This is a genomic window from Cobetia sp. 5-11-6-3 (assembly GCF_013374055.1).
Lineage (GTDB): Bacteria > Pseudomonadota > Gammaproteobacteria > Pseudomonadales > Halomonadaceae > Cobetia > Cobetia marina.
Genome location: NZ_BLWJ01000003.1, coordinates 278112 through 298050 on the forward strand (window position 1 = coordinate 278112; position 19939 = coordinate 298050).

At 62.9% G+C, this 19939-nt stretch carries 14 protein-coding genes; 5 read left to right on the forward strand and 9 right to left on the reverse strand.

Annotation, left to right across the window (positions count from 1 at the left end):
* Positions 1 to 157: 157 nt before the first annotated feature.
* The 3 genes from HXS66_RS07065 to HXS66_RS07075 form a co-directional block, all read right to left on the reverse strand.
* On the reverse strand, positions 158 to 2581 hold the full coding sequence (locus HXS66_RS07065; protein WP_176503164.1) for a Tex family protein: 2424 nt from the start codon (positions 2579 to 2581) through the stop codon (positions 158 to 160).
* 139 nt (positions 2582 to 2720) lie between these two features.
* On the reverse strand, positions 2721 to 3218 hold the full coding sequence (gene msrB / locus HXS66_RS07070) for a peptide-methionine (R)-S-oxide reductase MsrB (RefSeq protein ID WP_176503165.1): 498 nt from the start codon (positions 3216 to 3218) through the stop codon (positions 2721 to 2723).
* A gap of 196 nt (positions 3219 to 3414) precedes the next feature.
* A complete protein-coding gene (locus HXS66_RS07075; protein WP_084208013.1) occupies positions 3415 to 4176 on the reverse strand; it encodes an SDR family oxidoreductase in 762 nt (253 codons plus the stop codon).
* A gap of 565 nt (positions 4177 to 4741) precedes the next feature.
* On the opposite strand from HXS66_RS07075, the gene HXS66_RS07080 reads away from it, so the two are divergent.
* The 5 genes from HXS66_RS07080 to HXS66_RS07100 all read left to right on the forward strand — a co-directional run bounded on the left by HXS66_RS07080 (position 4742) and on the right by HXS66_RS07100 (position 9462).
* Positions 4742 to 5284 (forward strand): FxsA family protein, encoded by a 543-nt coding sequence (locus tag HXS66_RS07080; RefSeq protein ID WP_176503166.1) that lies wholly within the window; start codon positions 4742 to 4744, stop codon positions 5282 to 5284.
* A 511-nt stretch (positions 5285 to 5795) separates the two neighbouring features.
* On the forward strand, positions 5796 to 6089 hold the full coding sequence (locus HXS66_RS07085; protein ID WP_043331438.1) for a co-chaperone GroES: 294 nt from the start codon (positions 5796 to 5798) through the stop codon (positions 6087 to 6089).
* Positions 6090 to 6145: 56 nt separating this feature from the next.
* Positions 6146 to 7795, forward strand: a complete 1650-nt coding sequence (gene groL, locus HXS66_RS07090; protein WP_065392449.1) for a chaperonin GroEL — start codon at positions 6146 to 6148, stop codon at positions 7793 to 7795.
* Positions 7796 to 8108: 313 nt separating this feature from the next.
* Positions 8109 to 8918 (forward strand): RNA methyltransferase, encoded by an 810-nt coding sequence (locus HXS66_RS07095; RefSeq protein ID WP_084208010.1) that lies wholly within the window; start codon positions 8109 to 8111, stop codon positions 8916 to 8918.
* Between the two features lie 334 nt (positions 8919 to 9252).
* Complete coding sequence (locus HXS66_RS07100) at positions 9253 to 9462, forward strand: hypothetical protein (RefSeq protein WP_077375227.1); 210 nt, start codon at positions 9253 to 9255, stop codon at positions 9460 to 9462.
* A 254-nt stretch (positions 9463 to 9716) separates the two neighbouring features.
* Here the strand turns inward: HXS66_RS07100 and rpsA are convergent, their stop codons facing one another.
* The 6 genes from rpsA to gyrA form a co-directional block, all read right to left on the reverse strand.
* Positions 9717 to 11396: a 30S ribosomal protein S1 gene (rpsA, locus tag HXS66_RS07105; RefSeq protein WP_077375230.1), complete on the reverse strand. Its 1680-nt coding sequence runs from the start codon at positions 11394 to 11396 to the stop codon at positions 9717 to 9719.
* Positions 11397 to 11730: 334 nt separating this feature from the next.
* Complete coding sequence (cmk, locus tag HXS66_RS07110) at positions 11731 to 12450, reverse strand: (d)CMP kinase (protein WP_084208009.1); 720 nt, start codon at positions 12448 to 12450, stop codon at positions 11731 to 11733.
* Positions 12447 to 14696, reverse strand: a complete 2250-nt coding sequence (locus tag HXS66_RS07115) for a bifunctional prephenate dehydrogenase/3-phosphoshikimate 1-carboxyvinyltransferase (protein WP_176493589.1) — start codon at positions 14694 to 14696, stop codon at positions 12447 to 12449. The genes cmk and HXS66_RS07115 overlap by 4 nt, the downstream gene beginning before the upstream one ends.
* Positions 14697 to 14734: 38 nt before the next feature.
* The gene (pheA, locus tag HXS66_RS07120; protein ID WP_373996121.1) at positions 14735 to 15874 is read right to left on the reverse strand and encodes a prephenate dehydratase; all 1140 of its coding nucleotides are present in this window, start codon (positions 15872 to 15874) and stop codon (positions 14735 to 14737) included.
* Between the two features lie 12 nt (positions 15875 to 15886).
* Entirely contained in the window at positions 15887 to 16981 is a 1095-nt protein-coding gene (gene serC / locus HXS66_RS07125) for a 3-phosphoserine/phosphohydroxythreonine transaminase (protein ID WP_176503167.1), read from the reverse strand.
* Between the two features lie 58 nt (positions 16982 to 17039).
* On the reverse strand, positions 17040 to 19853 hold the full coding sequence (gene gyrA / locus HXS66_RS07130; protein ID WP_176503168.1) for a DNA gyrase subunit A: 2814 nt from the start codon (positions 19851 to 19853) through the stop codon (positions 17040 to 17042).
* Between the last annotated feature and the right edge of the window lie 86 nt (positions 19854 to 19939).

Genomic DNA, 19939 nt, shown 5'->3' on the forward strand with positions numbered 1-19939 from the left:
GACCCTTTCGCATGGGGAGAAGCCCAGCCTCTCCGGTCGAGTTGGATGACCATGGCCCGCGGACTGCACCGGATGCCATGCAAGACGCGAACGGCATCCACCGTTCGCGTCAGTCAGTATGCCCACATTATGGGCGCGTAAAAAATGCTTTCAAGGCTTATGATTTCGACTTGCGTGCATTGAGCAGGGCCGCTGCCATGGCATTGTTGGCGGGTGCCGCGCCGCCTCCTGCACTGGAGCCGCTGCCGCGACCGCCTCGTTCCTGACGACCACCCCCGGTCTGGGAGCGCCCTCCACGATTGCCCTCGCCCCCGCGTCGCGCCTCGCCTCCCGCGCCTTTTTCACCGGGAGTATCGCTCATGCGCATGCTCAGCGCGATGCGTCCACGCGGTATGTCGACCTCCATCACCTTGACGCTGACGATGTCACCGGCCTTCACCACCTCACGCGGGTCGGCAACATACTTTTGCGACAGAGCAGAGATGTGTACCAGGCCATCCTGATGCACACCGATGTCCACGAAGGCCCCGAAATGGGTGACGTTGGTCACGACACCTTCAAGTTTCATGCCCGGTTCGAGATCCTTGAGCGTCTCGACCCCTTCCTTGAACTCGGCGAAGCGGAATTCAGGACGCGGGTCGCGCCCCGGCTTGTCCAGCTCCCGCAGGATGTCCGTGACTGTCGGCAACCCGAAGTGCTCATCCGTGAACTCGGCAGGCTTCACGCTGCGCAGGAAGCTGCTGTCGCCCAGCAGGCTGGGTAGCTCACGGCCATGCGCTCTGGCGATACGCTCGACCAGCGGGTAGGCCTCAGGGTGAACGGCGCTGGCATCCAGCGGGTTCTCACCCTCGGCGATACGCAGGAAGCCGGCGCACTGCTCGAAGGTACGTGGCCCGAGCCGACTGACCTTCAGAAGCTCCTTGCGCGAGGCGAAGCGGCCATTGGCATCACGATGCGCGACGATATTCTCGGCAAGCGTGGTATTCAGACCCGCGACGCGTGACAGCAGCGCACTGGACGCCATGTTGAGATCGACACCGACGCCATTGACGCAGTCCTCGACCACCGCCTCCAGACTGCGCCCCAGCTGCACCTGACTGACATCATGCTGATACTGGCCGACCCCGATGGATTTGGGCTCGATCTTGACCAGCTCGCCGAGCGGGTCCTGCAGGCGACGGGCAATGGAGACCGCACCACGAATGGTCACGTCCAGATCCGGGAATTCACGCGCGGCATATTCCGAGGCGGAGTAGATGGACGCCCCTGCCTCGTTGACCATCACCTTCTGCAGGCGACGACCGGACAGGCGGGTCAGCACGTCGGCGGCCAGCTTGTCGGTCTCGCGTGATGCGGTCCCGTTGCCGATGGCGATCAGCTCGACATCATGACGCTCGACCAGCCTGACCAGCTCCGCCACCGAGGCATCCCAACGATTGTGCGGCGCATGCGGGTAGAGAGTGGCCTGATCGACATACTTGCCGGTGGCGTCCACCACCGCGACCTTGACGCCGGTACGCAGGCCCGGGTCCAGCCCCAGGGTGGCCTTGGGCCCCGCCGGGGCTGCCAGCAGCAGATCCTTCAGGTTGTCGGCGAAGACCTGGATGGCCTCCTGCTCGGCACGCTCACGCAGGCGGCCGATCAGCTCGCTTTCCAGATGGGTATAGAGCTTGACCCGCCAGGTCCAGCGCACCACCTCCTTCAACCAGCGATCCGCGGCGCGCCCCTGGTCCTCGAGGGAGAAATGCGCCGCGATGGCACCCTCCATCGGGTGCCGCGGCAACTCGTCCTCGCCTTCCAGCTTGAGCGCGAGGCTCAGCACGCCTTCATTGCGACCCCGCAGCATGGCCAGCGCGCGATGCGACGGTGCCTTGTGCAGCGGCTCGTCATGCTCGAAGTAATCGGAGAACTTGGCGCCTTCCTGTTCCTTGCCCTTCATCACCCGGGCACTGAGGATACCGTCATCCCACAGACGCTGACGCAGACGACCGACAAGCGCGGCGTCTTCCGCGAAACGCTCCATCAGAATCTGCTTGGCCCCATCCAGTGCCGCCTTGGGGTCGGCCACGTCCTTGTCGGCATCGACGAAGCCAGCCGCCTCGTCTTCCGGCACCAGCGTCGGGTCGCCAAGCAAGGCATCCGCCAGCGGCTCAAGACCCGCCTCACGGGCAATCTGGGCCTTGGTACGACGCTTCTTGCGATACGGCAGGTAGAGGTCTTCCAGACGCTGCTTGCTGTCGGCAGCCAGCACATCGCGCTCGAGACTCGCGGTCAGCTTGCTCTGCTCGGCAATGGATTCGAGTACCACCTGACGGCGCTCTTCCAGCTCACGCAGATAGCGCAGGCGTTCTTCCAGAAGACGCATCTGGGTGTCATCCAGCCCGCCGGTCGCCTCCTTGCGGTAACGCGAGATGAAGGGCACGGTGGCGCCGCCATCCAGCAGCTCCACCGTCGCGGTGATCTGTTCTTCACGCACGTCCAGCTCCGCCGCCAGCGCCTGCTGGATGCGGCGAGCGGTGGCAGCAGGCGACAGCGTCGGTGCAGGGCGAGCGGTAGTGGCGTCAGTTGCGGTAGCGTCCATGAAACATCGATCCCTTCACGACTATGATTCTGGTGACAAGACGCAGGCGGCCCGGTCGCTGAGTCGACCGGGCCGCCTGCATCACGATGCCGTCACGTTACCACAAAGCCCGTGGATTGCTTTAGCTTCACAGGCCCCCTCAGGCCGGCACGAAACGCAGCGCCACCCCATTGTTGCACCAGCGCAGTCCCGTGGGCCTGGGGCCGTCCTCGAACACGTGTCCCTGATGCCCTCCGCAGCGTGCGCAGTGATATTCGGTACGCGGCCACACCAGCCCGTAGTCCGTCTTGGTCAACAGATGCCCTTCGATATGGTCGAAGAAACTCGGCCAGCCAGTGCCGGACTCGAACTTGGTGCGCGAGGTGAACAGCGCAAGGTCACAGCCGGCACAGCGGTACTCACCGTCACGCGCTTCCTTGTTGAGCGCGCTGGAGCCTGAGCGCTCGGTGCCTTCCTCGCGCAGCACGCGATACTGCTCTGCACTCAGGCGTGCGCGCCACTCGTCATCATCCAGCACGAGCTCGGCAATGTCCGGCGAGCGCTCCAGCTCAAGCTCCGGGCGAGCGGCAGCCAGTCCCGGCAGTGCCAACATCGCACCGCCACCCAATACAAGCCCCATGAATTGGCGACGTTGCATGACGAATCTCCTTTATCCGATATGAACCGCGATACCGGGATTACGCACGGCACGCCTCGTTGGATGCATGTCACCTTGGCCCTCGCACGCAAGTCGACTCTCTCGCATGCACGAAAAAGCCCCCATATCGGCAGATCCGGCATGGGGGCTTGCGCATTCACAGAGGGAGGCATGACGTCAGGCAGGAGACATCGGCTCAGATACGCAGACCGCCATCACATTCGATCACGCGCCCCGTGAAGTAATCATTGTCGAAGATGAAGGCCACGCTGCCCGCGATGTCTTCCGGACGTCCCAGATCACGCATCGGGATGCCACTCTTGATCTTGTCGAGCATCTCCGGCTTCATGCCGGCGGTCATTTCAGTGGCGATGAAGCCCGGTGCCACGGCACCGACACGAATCTTGTAGCGCGCCAGCTCCTTGGCCCAGGTGACGCTCATCGCGGCGACACCCGCCTTGGCTGCGGTGTAATTGCTCTGCCCCATGTTGCCGGCGCGCGAGATGCTGGAGATGTTGACGATCACGCCCGGCTGACCGGCCTCGATCATCTGACTGGCGGCTTCACGCGTGCACAGGAAGACACCGGTCAGATTGACATCGATGACCTGCTGCCAGCTGGACAGCGACATGGTCTTCTCCACGACTCCATCACGCGCCTTGATCAGCAGACCATCTCGGGTAATGCCGGCATTGTTGACCAGACCACTCACCGGACCCAGCGCCGCCTTGATGGCAGAGAAGGCTTGCGTGACGGAGGCCTCGTCCGCGACGTCGGTCACGAACCCCTGCGCCTTGATGCCCGCCGCTTCCAGGCTCGAGACAGCGTCATCCAGACCGCCCTGTTCGATATCCAGCAGCGCCAGCACGGCGCCCTTCTCACCCAGATGTCGCGCCATGGCCAGCCCCAGCCCACGAGCGCCGCCCGTAATCGCGATGACCTTGTCGTCAAGCTTCATGTCCCGTCTCCCAGGTTGTCTGCCGACAGCGAGAAATGCCTGCCGGGTGCGAGGCCCGCATGCCGTACGAGCGTCACGATCAATGTGTCGAGTGTCCCGCACCGCGTCCATCCGCGTGTGCCACCGTGACTGGAGCTGTCACGGATGACGAACGCTGCAGGCTCACGGTGAATCTGCATGACGCAGTGCAACAGATTGCGACGTGTCCTGCCTCAACGCTGGCCCAACCGGCCAACGCAACCGGTCTCGTCATCAACGTAGCGGCCTGCAGGCGGGTGCTGATGCGGCGTGCCCATGTCCCTTCCGGCCGCCATGGGGCCCGCCTGGTCAGGCGTATCGTTGCCACCTTCGGACACTTGAGACATCCGTCGCGCCTGACACGGTATCACTCGCCGTCATTGTGCACTGCAACATCCAGCATGGCACCGCTCTACCACCAGCGCCAGCCATCCACGTCGGCCGGCATGAGCCTTTCATGACATCGATTCGACTGTTCCCCATCCTGCTGCTGGTTTACCCTTGACGCATTGGTGCAAGCTGCCATTTACCGGATTCGGGAGAGACGATGCCCATACTGCTAGTGATTACCCTGTTCGGGTTATTGGATTTCGTGGTGCTGTTCAGTCTTGGCAGCCAGATAGGGCTGCTGCCGACGCTGGCACTGGTACTGATCACCGGCGCCGTGGGCCTGCATCTGATTCGACGCGAAGGTCGCGCGACATTGATGCGTGCCCAGGAGCGCCTGCAACGTGGCGAGATGCCCTCCGGTGAACTGATGGAAGGCGCGGCGCTGATCTTCGGTGGCGCGCTGCTCATGGCACCGGGATTTCTCTCGGATGGCCTGGGGCTGCTCTGCCTGCTGCCGGCCTCGCGTGGACTGCTGACCCGAGGCCTGAGCGGCAACAACGCCATCGCACGCTTCTTCAAGGGTCGCTTCTCCGCACAGAGTCAGTCACGTCAGACGCACTCCGGCAACTGGCAGTCCACGGATCACGGCACTGCCCAGCAGGAGGAGCCACAGCGCGAATCAGGCCGCGCCAATAGCGGTGACAAGGGTGGGCAGCCGCTGGAAGGCGATTACATCAGCCGCGATGAGCCACGTCTGTAGGCCGGCATCGCGCCTCGACAGGCAAAGAGCCCGACGAGCCCCCACTGCATGATGATGATCTAAGCCCGGTACGGGAGCCCATCTCCCCTGCCGGGCTTTTCGTTGCCATGCATGGCCGCGCTGTGTATGGCCGCGCTGTGCATGGCCGCGCTGTGCAACGCGCCTCATCGCTGACACCTAGTACCAATGGACGTCATTCACCGTCGGGCGTCCACATGCCAGAGGCGTATGGCTCAGATACACTCAACTGCTTGATTCAACTCACAGTAGTGCATCGGGATAGTCGGCACCTCAAGTGCGTGCCTTTCAGGCGACGCAGTTGATGACGAGATTTGAAATTTTTTTATGTTCGCCTACTTGAAAGCTGTCCTCTCGCCACCATAAAAGCGGTGCAATGGATAACGGCCTCGCCTCTGCGAGGCCCAACACTCGGTAGGCAACCCCATTGAACGCCAGACGTGCCGGCAAAGACCGGCAGATGGCGGGATTTACCATCAGGAGAACGTGAGCAATGAACATCCGTCCCTTGCACGATCGCGTCGTGGTCCGTCGCGTGGAAGAAGAACAGAAAACTGCAGGTGGCATCGTTCTGCCCGGCAGCGCTCAGGAAAAGCCGACGCGCGGTGAAATTCTTGCCGCCGGCAACGGCCGAATCCTCGAGAACGGTGAAGTTCGCCCGCTTGACGTGAAAGTCGGCGACACCGTCATCTTCAAGGATGGCTACGGCGTCGAGAAGCAGAAGATCGACGGCGAAGAAGTGCTGATCATGAGCGAGAGCGACATCCTCGCCGTGGTGGAAGGCTGATTTCCAGCGTTTCCGGTTTAAATGCTACGACTTACTGATTAAAGGTAGAGATAACAATGGCTGCAAAAGACGTTCGTTTCTCCGATGATGCTCGCAAGCGCATGGCGCGTGGTGTCAATGTCCTGGCGGATGCCGTCAAGACTACCCTCGGCCCGAAAGGCCGCAACGTGGTGCTGGAAAAATCCTTCGGCGCACCGACCGTGACCAAGGACGGCGTGTCCGTCGCCAAGGAAATCGAGCTGAAGGATCGCTTCGAGAACATGGGCGCCCAGATGGTCAAGGAAGTCGCTTCCAAGACTTCCGACGTCGCGGGTGACGGCACCACCACCGCCACCGTGCTGGCTCAGTCCATCGTCAATGAAGGCCTGAAGGGCGTGACCGCCGGCATGAACCCGATGGACCTGAAGCGCGGCATCGACAAGGCCGTCATCGAAGCCGTCAAGGCCGTGCGTGAGCTGTCCGTGCCGTGCACCGACACCAAGGCCATCGCCCAGGTCGGTACCATCTCCGCCAATGGCGACTCTCGCATCGGCGAGATCATCGCGGAAGCGATGGAGAAGGTCGGCAAGGAAGGCGTCATCACCGTCGATGAAGGCCGTGGCTTCGAAGACGAGCTGGAAGTCGTCGAAGGCATGCAGTTCGACCGTGGCTACCTGTCTCCGTACTTCGTCACCAACCAGGACACCATGGCGGTCGAGCTCGAAGACCCGTACATCCTGCTGGTCGACAAGAAGATCTCCAACATCCGCGAACTGCTGCCGGTGCTGGAAGGCGTCGCCAAGTCCGGCAAGCCGCTGGCGATCGTCGCCGAAGACATCGAAGGTGAAGCGCTGGCGACTCTGGTCGTCAACACCATGCGCGGTATCGTCAAGGTCGCGGCCGTCAAGGCGCCGGGCTTCGGTGATCGTCGCAAGGCCATGCTGCAGGACATCGCTGTCCTGACCGGCGGCACCGTGATTTCCGAAGAAGTCGGCCTCAACCTCGAGCAGGCCAACCTGGACCACCTGGGCACCGCCAAGCGCGTGACCATGTCCAAGGAAAACACCACCATCATCGATGGCGCCGGCAACGAAGGCGACATCGAAGCTCGTGTCTCCCAGATCCGCGCGCAGATCGAGGAAACCTCCTCTGACTACGACCGCGAGAAGCTGCAGGAGCGTGTCGCCAAGCTGGCCGGCGGTGTTGCCGTCATCCGCGTCGGTGCTGCCACCGAAGTCGAGATGAAAGAGAAGAAGGCTCGCGTCGAAGACGCCCTGCACTCCACTCGTGCAGCCGTCGAGGAAGGTGTCGTGCCTGGCGGTGGTACCGCCCTGGTTCGCGTCCTCAACCAGCTGACCGAGCTGAAAGGCGACAACGAAGACCAGACTCACGGTATCGCCATCGCGCTGCGCGCCATGGAAGCGCCGCTGCGTCAGATCGTCACCAACGCTGGCGAAGAAGCCTCCGTCGTGCTGAACAACGTCAAGGCAGGTGAAGGCAACTACGGTTACAACGCCTCCACCGGTGTCTACGGCGACATGTTCGAGATGGGCGTGCTGGACCCGGCCAAGGTGACGCGTTCTGCCCTGCAGTCCGCAGCCTCCATCGGCGGCCTGATGATCACCACCGAATGCATGATCGCCGAAGACCCGGAAGACAAGGCAGCTGCCGGCGGCGGCGACATGGGTGGCATGGGCGGAATGGGTGGCATGGGCGGCATGATGTAAGCCAGCCTCACCCCACGACTCACCCGTCGTGACCCGAACCGCTCCTGCGCAAGCAGGGGCGGTTTTTTCATGCCTGACATTCACGCTCCCCGCCGTGACATGCCTCGCTTGCACGGCGCAGGCCGCTACCTGACTCCTCTCGCCCGTCACGCTACACTAGGCGCCACTTTTTTGCGGCGACCTGAGACATTGCCTCTTCGTGATGACAGTGCATGACGCTGGCAGTGCACGAGGCTGGCAGCGCATTGACGCCCACGATCAATGACGACAACCGCTCAGGCCGCGCGCCTCGCTTGCCCAGGATCTTCTTCTCATGACTGATACCTCCAGCTCTGCCTCGAGCCCAGCCACCCTCGACAACGTGCGTGTCGTGCTGGTGCAGACCTTCCATCCCGGCAATATCGGCGCCACCGCTCGCGCCATCCTGACCATGGGCATCAAGGACCTGGTGCTGGTCAACCCGCGCTGCTTCCCCGATGAGGAAGCCACGCGCATGGCCAGCGGCGCCGCGGAGCTTCTGGAAAACGCCCGCGTGGTCGAGCGTCTCGAAGACGCCGTCAATGACTGCCAGCTGGTCATCGGTGCCAGTGCCCGCCTGCGCAGTCTGCCGCTGCCTCACTTCGATGAGCCGAGCGAGATGGCCGCGCGCGTCATCGATACCGCCCAGGATGGCAAGGTGGCGCTGGTGTTCGGCCGTGAACGCTTCGGGCTGACCAACGAGGAGATCGGCTGCTGCACGCACCAGGTGTCCATCCCCACCAACCCCGACTACGGCATCCTCAATGTCTCCCAGGCCGTACAGGTACTCGCCCACGAGTGTCGCAGCGCCTGGCGTCGCACCCTGGAGCCGACCAGCGAGGCTCCGGTCGCGCGTCGTGAGGATGACCAGCTGCCGACCCGCGAGCAGCTCGGCCACTTCCACGAGCACCTCGGCCGTGCCCTGCGCGGTTCCGGCTTCCTCAATCAACCGCACTCACAGACCGAAGAGCGCTTGCGTGCACTGTTTGCCCGCGCTGAACCGACCCGCCGTGAGCTGTCCATCCTGCGCGGCATGCTGGCCAACCTGGAACGCCAGACCGCCGCCGCTGAAGCCACCAAGCCCGATCAGAGCGAGAACGACTAGACCACGCAGGGCTGGGCGGGGATGAGCCAATCAAGAGACGATGGGGCCGGCAACGACTGGTACTTGGTCTGCTGACCCGCCCCGCCAATTCCACAGGCAGACTGTCAGCTCGACGTCATCGTCCTGACATGGATCAAGGCGCACGCTTGAACATCGTCCAGACTGTAGTGGTCACGACGATGACTCGCGACGGAAGGTGGCAGGGTCACGCAGACCCCGCCGCCCCTGTCGCCACCTCAGGCAAAGACTCCCGATGAGCGCGCGACAGCTCGCCACGAGAGGCGTCACGCCTGACCCTTGCAATGATATTCATTGAACTCAAGGAGCGCCCACCATGACTCAGACAGCCTCTCTCAGCCCTCAGCAACTGGCCCGCGACATCCAGCAACTGGAAAAGCGCCTGCATCAGATCGACCCGACGGAGCAGCCGGCACAGTACCGCAGCCTCTACTGCACCATCTCCCTGCGCCAGATGCAGCTTCTCGCCCAGAACAGTCAGCGTGTGGACTCCGGGCATTCTCTCGCCAGCGGAATCAACCGGTAACGTCCGCACAGCGAGGACAGGGTGCACAGGCACGATCTCTGCACTTTCCAGACACGATCTCCGCACTTCCCGGACACGATCTCTGGACACAAAAAAACCGCCACCCCGAAGGGTGGCGGTTTTTTTCGTTCCTGCGCATGACATGCGTCGTGTGCAGGATACCGATTCGGAGACGCTAAGGTGGCAACCAGAGGCATGTCACCTCAGCGTGGATCCGGACATCCCGCCTCACGAGGAGGCGGAATGTCTCGGGATCACTCCTGACCCAGCTGCTGCTTGATCAGGTCACCGATGGTCGTCGGGCCGTTGCTCTCGACTTCCTGGGTACGCGGCTTGGCAGCATCGCGACGCGGTGCTTCCACCTGGTCCTTGGACTTGACGGACAGGTTGATCAGGCGGCTCTTGCGATCCACACCGACGATCTTGGCTTCGACAGCATCGCCGACGCTCAGGACGTTGCGTGCGTCTTCGACACGATCAGCGCTGATTTCAGACGCCTTCAGGATGGCGATGACGTCAGTGGCCAGCTCGACCTGAACTTCCTTGGCGTCGATGTCGACAACACGACCGGACACGATGGCGCCCTTGTCGTTGACGGCCAGGTATTCAGAGACCGGATCGCTCTCGAGCTGCTTGATGCCCAGAGAGATGCGCTCACGTTCCGGATCGATGGACAGGATGACCGCTTCAGCTTCTTCACCCTTCTTGTAACGACGCACGGCTTCTTCGCCAGCTTCGTTCCAGGAGATGTCAGACAGGTGAACCAGGCCGTCGATGCCGCCTTCCAGACCGATGAAGATACCGAAGTCAGTGATTGACTTGATGGTACCGGAGACACGGTCGCCCTTGTTGTGCTTGCCGCTGAAGTCTTCCCACGGGTTGGTGGTGCACTGCTTGATACCCAGGGAGATACGACGACGCTCTTCGTCGATGTCCAGAATCATCACTTCCACGTCATCGCCGACATTGACGACCTTGGACGGGTGGATGTTCTTGTTGGTCCAATCCATTTCGGACACGTGGACCAGACCTTCGACGCCCTCTTCCAGCTCGGCGAAGCAGCCGTAGTCGGTGAGGTTGGTGACGCGTGCGTTGATCTTGGCGCCTTCCGGGTAGCGAGCCTTGATGTTGACCCACGGATCTTCACCCAGCTGCTTGAGACCCAGAGACACACGGTTGCGCTCGCGGTCGAACTTCAGCACCTTGACGTTGATTTCGTCGCCGACAGCAACGATCTCGGACGGATGCTTGATGCGCTTCCAGGCCATGTCGGTGATGTGCAGCAGGCCGTCAACGCCGCCGAGGTCGACGAAGGCGCCGTAGTCGGTCAGGTTCTTGACGATACCCTGAATCTGCTGACCTTCCTGCAGAGTGGCCAGGAGGGCTTCACGCTCAGCGCTGTTCTCGGCTTCGAGGACGGCACGACGAGACACGACAACGTTGTTGCGCTTGGCGTCGAGCTTGATGACCTTGAAGTCCAGTTCCTTGTTCTCGAGGTGGGCGGTGTCGCGCACAGGGCGGACATCGACCAGAGAACCCGGCAGGAAGGCACGGATGGTGTTGATGTCGACGGTAAAGCCACCTTTGACCTTGCCGTTGATCACGCCCTTGACGATCTCGTCCTTCTCGAAGGCGGCTTCCAGCTCTTTCCACGCTTCGGCACGCTTGGCCTTCTCGCGGGACAGGCGGGTCTCACCGAAGCCATCTTCGACGGCTTCCAGCGCGACCATGACTTCGTCGCCGATGCTGATGGACAGCTGGCCACTTTCGTCACGGAACTGTTCAGACGGAATCTGACCTTCAGATTTCAGACCGGCATTGACAGTGATCCAGTCGCCATCGATATCGACGATGGTGGCGGACACGATTGCGCCCGGCTCCATGTTGATGTCCTGGAGTGACTGTTCAAATAAATCAGCAAAGCTCTCGCTCATGGTATTCCTACATGATCAACGTTTGGGGCGGCTTGCACCGCAGTCTCCGTACCACCAGCAAGCACGGGCCATATCTACATATCCCCGGGGGCGTTGACGCTGGTTCGAGATACACCGGCTTTCCGCTTGCCGCCGATGCACCCCATGACACCTGGCCGGGGGGTTGATGACACCGCAGTGTCATCTGGGTCGTGCCTTGTCCTGCGTCTCCGCTCGCAGAGCGAGCGAAGCCTGCCACTGCCCGGCCCGAAGGCCTTGATGCAGCAGCAGGCTATCAATCGATTGTCCTGACACAACAGGTACGCTTGCCGATGAAGGCCACGGACATGCCGTTTCAGCGTTCCGCCACCAGGCCATACTCGACCAGCAGCTGCTGGATGCGCTCGACCACCTGCTCGATGTCGAGATCCGTCGTATCGAGGATCACGCCATCATCTGCCGGCTTGAGCGGGGCGACTGCCCGGCCCATGTCGCGTGCATCGCGCGCCTGTATTTCTGTCAAAAGGCTCGAAATATTAGCATCCACACCCGCTTCCTGCAACTGGGCATGACGTCTGCGCGCACGTTCCTCGGCCGAGGCGGTGAGGAAGATCTTGAGCGGCGCCTCGGTGAAGACCACCGTGCCCATGTCGCGACCGTCGGCCACCAGGCCCGGCGCACGCGCGAAGGCACGCTGACGTGCCAGCAGTGCGGTGCGCACGCGCGGCTGGGCCGCGATGATGGAGGCGTTGTTGCCGACCGTCTCGAGACGGATGTCACGCGTGACGTCTTCACCCTCGAGAATCACGCGAGTGGCATCCCCCTCGGCATCGAACTGGACATCGAGGTGCTCGGCGATGGTGGCCACCGCGGACTCGTCCTCCAAGGCCACACCGTGACGCTCGGCGGCCAGAGCCGTCAGGCGATACAGCGCACCGGAGTCCAGCAGGTGCCAGCCCAGGCTCGCCGCTACCAGACGGCTGATGGTGCCCTTGCCGGCCCCGCCGGGGCCATCGAGGGTCAGCACCGGCTCATCGCTCACCTGGCTGTGATGCGGAGTCGCTTCACCACTCATGACGCCTCCTGTCCGGGTGCCACGGCACCGAGGTTCTCGACCTGCATGCCGACTTCACTGGCCAGCGCCACGAAGTTCGGGAAGGAGGTCGCGACATTGGCACAATCATCGATCAGGATTTCGCCCTGCGCACGCAGCGCCGCCACGCTGAAGGCCATCGCGATACGGTGGTCACCGTGACTGTCGACCAGACCGCCACCGTAGGCACCGCCACGGATGTCGATACCGTCGGCGACGACTTCGTGCTCGACACCGATCTGCGCCAGACCGTCCGCCATCACCTGGATGCGGTCGGACTCCTTGACGCGCAGCTCCTCGGCGCCACGCAGGCGGGTCATGCCCTCGGCATTAGCCGCCGCGATGAACAGCGCCGGGAATTCGTCGATGGCCAGCGGGACCTGATCTTCCGGGATGTCGATCCCCTTGAGCGGCGCATAGCGGATGTGCAGGTCCGCCACCGGCTCACCGCCGACTTCACGCTCGTTGGAGATGCTCAGATCGGCGCCCATCGCCTTGAGGATGTTGATCACGCCGATGCGCGTCGGGTTGATGCCGACGTGCTCCAGCACCAGATCGGCACCCGGCGTGATGGCCGCGGCGACCAGGAAGAAGGTCGCGGAGGAGATGTCGGCCGGCACGTCGATCGGGCAGGCCTCGAGGCTGCCACCACCGGTCAGCCATGCCTCGGCGCCCTGACGCTCGACCTTGTAGCCGAAGCCGTTGAGCATGCGCTCGGTGTGATCACGCGTCGGTGCCGGCTCGATGGCGCGGGTCTCGCCTTCGGCGTAGAGACCGGCCAGCAGCAGGCAGGACTTGACCTGAGCGGACGCCATCGGCATCTCGTAGCGGATCCCCTTGAGCGGCTGACCACCGTGGATACGCAGCGGCGGACGGCCATTCTCGGCGGTATCGATCACCGCGCCCATCTCGCGCAGCGGGTTGGCGACGCGGTCCATCGGGCGCTTGGTCAGCGAGGCATCACCGGTCAGCTCGGTATCGAAGGCCTGACCGGCCAGCAGGCCGGCGAACAGACGCATCGCGGTGCCGGAGTTGCCGACATACAGCGGGCCCGGCGGCTGCTTCAGGCCGTTGAGGCCCACGCCATGAATGGTCACACGACCCTGATGCGGGCCTTCGATGACCACGCCCATGTCGCGGAAGGCCTGCAGCGTGGCCAGGCTGTCTTCACCCTCGAGGAAGCCCTCGACCTCGGTCACGCCGTTCGCCAGCGCGCCCAGCATGATGGAGCGATGTGACATGGACTTGTCACCCGGCACACGAATGCGCCCCTGAACCTGCCCACCCGGCAGTGCACGGTACCGCACGTTCTGCTGTTCCATTGTCTGATAACTCGTCTGTTTCAATAGGGTATTGAAGTAGTGTCGAGCGTGGCTGGCGCGGGTGAATATCCCCAGCATCGCCTCGCCATCGCCCGCGGTCACGGCAGCACGCACTCGCGCTACCCCGGCCTCGAATTCATCCAGCGCCTCCAGCACCGCATCGCGGTTGGCCAGATAGACGTCACGCCACATCACCGGGTCACTGCCCGCGATACGCGTGAAGTCGCGGAAACCGCCCGCCGCATAGCGGAAGATCTCCAGACGCTCATCCTGACGCGCCAGACTGTCCACCAGCGAGAACGCCAGCAGATGCGGCAGATGGCTGGTGCGTGCCAGAACCTCGTCGTGGCGTGCCACGCTCATGTCCAGCAGCTGAGCACCACACACCGACCACATGGCGGCCACGCGTGCCACGGCCTCGGGATCACTATCCGGTTCCGGCGTCAGAATCACCTTGTGATCGCGATAGAGCTCGGGATTGGACGCCGCCACCCCGCTCTTCTCGGAACCGGCGATCGGATGCCCGAGCACCAGATTCGGCGGCATGTGACCGAACACGCCGATCGCCGCGTCGCGGATCGCGCCCTTGGTGCTGCCGACATCGGTGACCACCGCATCATCGTCCAGCAGCGGTGCGATCTCCGCCATCACGCCCTGCATCGCCATCACCGGCACGCACAGCACCACCAGCGAGGCGCCGGGCACCAGCCCAGCCAGCTGAGTACTGCCGCCATCGATCAGCTTCATGCGCTGACCGAGGCAGATCTCGTTGGAATCCCGATCACAGGCGAGAATCTCGCCGCGATGACCCGCCGCACGCAATGCGGCGGCAAGCGAGCCACCGATCAACCCCAGCCCGACCAGCAGGATACGCCGCTCGCCGGCCAGCCGCTCCGAGGACAGCATGTCCGCCGCCGCGCCAGTCACTGCCTGTTCCGACTCGCTCACAGCACACCGACCGGGTAGGACCCGAGCACCTTGACGTCCGCCGCGCACTGACGCAGCTCTTCCAGCGTCTCCGTGATGAGCGGATCATCACGGTGGCCACGGAAGTCGATGAAGAAGACATAGTTCCAGGCACCCGAGCGCGACGGCCGCGTCTCGACACGGGTCAGATCGATCTGGTGGCGGTGGAACGGTGCCAGCAGGTCATGCAGCGCCCCCGGCTGGTTGCGCATCGCCACCACGATGGAGGTCTTGTCATCACCGGACGCCGGCACCGAGCTGTCGCCGATGATCAGGAAACGCGTGGAGTTGTCGGGGCTGTCCTCGATCTTCTCCTCGACCTTCTCCAGCTCATAGAGCTTGGCCGCCATGTCACCGGCAATCGCCGCACTGTGCCACTCGGTGCGCACCTGACGCGCGGCCTCGGCATTCGAGGACACCGCGATGCGCTCGGCGTGCGGGAAGTGGGCATCCAGCCACTTGCGGCACTGGGCCAGCGACTGGGCGTGGGAATAGATGCGCGAGATCTTCTCGCGACGCGTATTCGGGCCCACCAGCAGGTGATGGTGAATGCGCAGCACCACTTCGCCGGAGATCTTGAGCTGCGAGCCCATGAAAGAATCCAGCGTGTGATTGATGACGCCCTCGGTGGAGTTTTCCACCGGCACCACGCCGTACTGCACCGCGCCGGCTTCCACTTCGCGGAATACCTCGTCGATGGCGGCCATCGGCTTGGTCACGGCGCTGTCACCGAAGTGCTTGAGCGCGGCCTGCTGGGTAAAGGTCCCTTCCGGGCCGAGATAGGCCAGACGAATCGGCTGCTCCAGCGCCAGACAGGCGGACATGATCTCGCGGAACAGACGCGCCATCTCCTCGCCCTTCAGCGGGCCGGGGTTGTCGGCCATGATACGGCGCAACACCTGGGCTTCACGCTCAGGACGATAGAACTGCACCTGGCCATCCTCGCCCACGTCGCCGGCCGCCATCTTGACCTCAGCCACCTGCTGCGCACAGCCCGCCCGCTCGCTGATCAGGCGCAGCAGCTCGCTGTCGATGGTATCGATGCGCTGACGCAGCTCGTCCAGCGTGACCGACTTGGCAGCCACCTGCGGCGCAGGATTCTGCTTGGAATCCGTCATCTCACCTCTCCCTTAGCCGTGACGACGCGCGAAGTCGCCCATGAAGTCCACCAGCGCAGTGACGGCAGCTTCCGGCACGGCGTTGTAGAGACTGGCACGCATGCCACCGACACTGCGATGACCGGCCAGGTTGAGCAGACCCGCCGCCTCGGACTCGGCAAGGAAGGTCTTGTCGAGACGATCATCGGCCAGCACGAACGGCACGTTCATGCGTGAACGGTTCTCGGTGACGATCGGATTGGAGTAGAAGTCGTTGCCGTCGATGGCCGCATAAAGTGCCTGCGCCTTGCGATCATTGATCGCATTCATGACATCGAGACCCCCGACCTCATCCTTCAGCCACTCGAACACCAGGCCTGAGAGATACCAGGCATAGGTCGGCGGGGTGTTGAACATGGAGCCCGCCTCGGCGGCCGTCTTCCAGTTCAGCATGGTCGGGCAGTCCTTGCGCGCACGCTCGAGCAGATCTTCACGCACGATGACCAGCGTCAGACCCGCCGGACCGATGTTCTTCTGGGCACCGGCATAGATGACACCGAAACGACTGACATCCAGCGGCCCCGACAGGATGGAAGACGACATGTCACACACCAGCGGCACGCCATCCGCTGCCACCTCGGGAATGTAGTCGAACTCGAGGCCGCCGATGGTCTCGTTGGCGGTGTAGTGCAGATAGCCCACATCACCCGAGAGCTGGATCGCATTCTGACGCGGCACGGCAATCAGGCCATTGCTCTCGCTGGAGGCGGCCACATGGCTGCCCACGGCCAGATGCTCGGCTTCCTTGATCGCCTTCTTGCCCCAGATACCGGTATACAGATAGTTGGCGCTGCCACCCTCGCCCAGCAGGTTCAGAGGCACCCCCGCGAACTGGGTGGAAGCGCCGCCCTGCATGAACAGCACGCGATAGTGGGACGGAATGTCGAGCAGTTCGCGCAGATCCGCCTCGGCCTTCTCGGCGATGGCCACGAAGTCGTCGGAGCGATGACTCATCTCCATGACGGACAGTCCGCGGCCCTGATAATCCAGCATCTCGGCGCGTGCGCGTTCCAGGACAGCGGTCGGCAGTGCAGCAGGACCGGCGCAGAAATTGAACTTGCGTGTCATGTCGTCTTAATTCCCGAAAGTGAAGCGACCGCCCCGAAGGCGGTCGCAATCCAGCGTCTTATTCCACGTCTGTCGGCGGGGTATCCGTCGACTCGGCAGCGTCTCCCGCCTGCACCTGTTCATCGGTGCTCAGCGCGTCCTTCTTGCCTTCTTCCTGACCCTCGACGTCGTGAGCGACCGTACCGTCTTCGTCGATCACCACGACATCTTCCGGCTCGTCGACACGCACCGTGGTCACCAGTCGCTCCTCTTCCGCCGTGCGGATCAGGGTCACGCCCTGAGTGTTGCGCGAGGTGATGGACACCTCGGCCACACGGGTCCGCACCAGGGTGCCGCGGTCGGTGATCAACATCAGTTCATCGTTGTCGCTGACCTGAACCGCGCTGACCAGATCGCCGTTGCGCTCGCTGGTCTGCATCGCGATCACGCCCTGGCCACCGCGGCCACGCAGCGGGAACTCTTCCAGGCGCGTACGCTTGCCGTAGCCATTGGCCGAGGCCGTCAGGATGTAGCACTGCGGCACCTCACCGGTCGCGACGCCTTCATCCGTCGCGACATCAGTGGCTGCCACATCAGCACTCTCGACGCCATCCGCCGTCACATCCAGCGAATCATCGACGTCAGCCTCGTTGTCATCGATGGCCGTGGTGCGCGGGATGATCAGGCTGATGACCTGAGCATCGCCGATAAGACGCATGCCACGCACACCGCGAGCGGTACGGCCCATGACACGCACGTTCTGCTCCTCGAAACGGATCGCCTTGCCGTTGGACGACAGCAGCATGACGTGGTCGGAGCCGGAAGTGATATCGGCGCCGATCAGACGGTCGCCTTCCTCGATGTCCAGCGCGATCAGGCCGACGCTGCGCGGACGCGAGAACTGGCTCAGCGCCGTACGCTTGACCGTGCCGTTGGCTGTGGCGAAGAAGATGTAGCTGTCGGCGGCGTAATCACGCACCGGCAGGATGGTGGTCACCCACTCGCCTTCCGCCAGCGGAATCAGGTTGACCAGCGGCTTGCCACGCGAACCACGCGAGGCCTGCGGCATCTCGTAGACCTTGAGCCAGTACACCTTGCCCTTGTTGGAGAACAGCAGCACGGTGTCATGGGTCGAGGCGACCAGCAGGTGCTCGATGACATCCTCGTCCTTCATCGCGGTGGCGGACTTGCCGCGGCCACCACGCTTCTGGGCCTGGTAGTCAGACAGCGGCTGGGTCTTGGCATAACCGCTGCGCGAGACCGTCACCACCATGTCTTCCTCGTTGATGAGGTCTTCGATGGTCAGGTCACGACGGCTGGTCATGATCTCGGTGCGGCGCTCATCGGCGTACTGGGCACGCACTTCGCGCAGCTCTTCGCGGATGACTTCCATCAGGCGATCGGCAGAGGACAGGATCTCCATCAGCTCGGCGATGCGCTCGAGGATGGAGGAGTACTCGGCCAGCAGCTTCTCGGTCTCGAGACCGGTCAGGCGATGCAGGCGCAGCTCGAGGATGGCCTGGGCCTGGGCCGGCGACAGACGATAATGCCTGGCATCTTCAGACAGCCCCAGACCTTCCGGCAGGTCTTCCGGACGGCAGGAAGTGGCACCGGCGCGCTCGAGCATCTCGACCACCTGACCCGGCTGCCATTCACGATCGATCAGCTTTTCCTTGGCTTCCGCCGCACTCGGCGAGCCCTTGATCAGCTCGATCACCTCATCGATGTTCGAGATCGCCACCGCCAGACCTTCAAGAATGTGGCCGCGTTCGCGCGCCTTCTTGAGTTCGAACAGCGTACGACGGGTGACGACTTCACGACGGTGACGCACGAAGGATTCCAGAATCTGCTTGAGATTCAGGATCTTCGGTTGACCTTCGTGCAGCGCGACCATGTTGATGCCGAACACGGTCTCGAGCTGGGTCTGGGAGAAGAGGTTGTTGACGACCACTTCACCGGATTCGCCACGCTTGGTCTCGATGACCACGCGCAGACCGTCCTTGTCGGACTCGTCACGCAGCTCGGCGATGCCCTCGATCTTCTTGTCCTTGACCAGTTCGGCGATCTTCTCGATCAGACGCGCCTTGTTCACCTGGTAGGGAAGCTCGGTGATGATGATGTGGTCACGACCGCTCTTGTCGTGGTGCTCGATGGTGTGCACGGCACGCACATAGATGCGACCACGGCCGGTGCGATAGGCATCGAGGATGCCGGCACGGCCGTTGATGATGCCCGCGGTCGGGAAGTCCGGCCCCGGGATGTATTCCATCAGCTCATCGATGGTCAGGTCGCCGTTGTCGATCAGCGCCAGACAGCCATCGATGACCTCGCCCATGTTGTGCGGCGGGATGTTGGTGGCCATGCCCACGGCGATACCGGAGGAGCCGTTGACCAGCAGGTTCGGGGTCTTGGTCGGCAACACGGCAGGAATGCGCTCGGTGCCGTCATAGTTGTCGACCCAGTCGACGGTGTCCTTCTCGAGGTCGGCCAGCAGCTCGTGCGCCAGGCGCGCCATGCGCACCTCGGTGTAACGCATCGCCGCGGCGCTGTCGCCATCGATGGAACCGAAGTTGCCCTGACCATCCACCAGCACATAACGCATGGAGAAGTGCTGGGCCATGCGGACGATGGTGTCATAGACCGCACTGTCACCGTGCGGGTGGTATTTACCGATCACATCGCCGACGACACGGGCGGATTTCTTGTAGGCCTTGTTCCAGTCATTGTTCAGTTCGTGCATCGCGAACAGCACGCGACGGTGAACCGGTTTGAGGCCATCGCGGACATCCGGCAAGGCACGCCCGATGATGACGCTCATCGCGTAATCGAGATACGACTGTTTGAGCTCGTCCTCGATGTTGACTGGCAGTATCTCTCTGGCGATCTCACCCATGATTCGTCAAATCCTTGAACTCAACTGTTGGCGCCACTGCGGCAGCGACAATGTTTCGGGGCAGCAACCGTATTTCGGGCAGCATC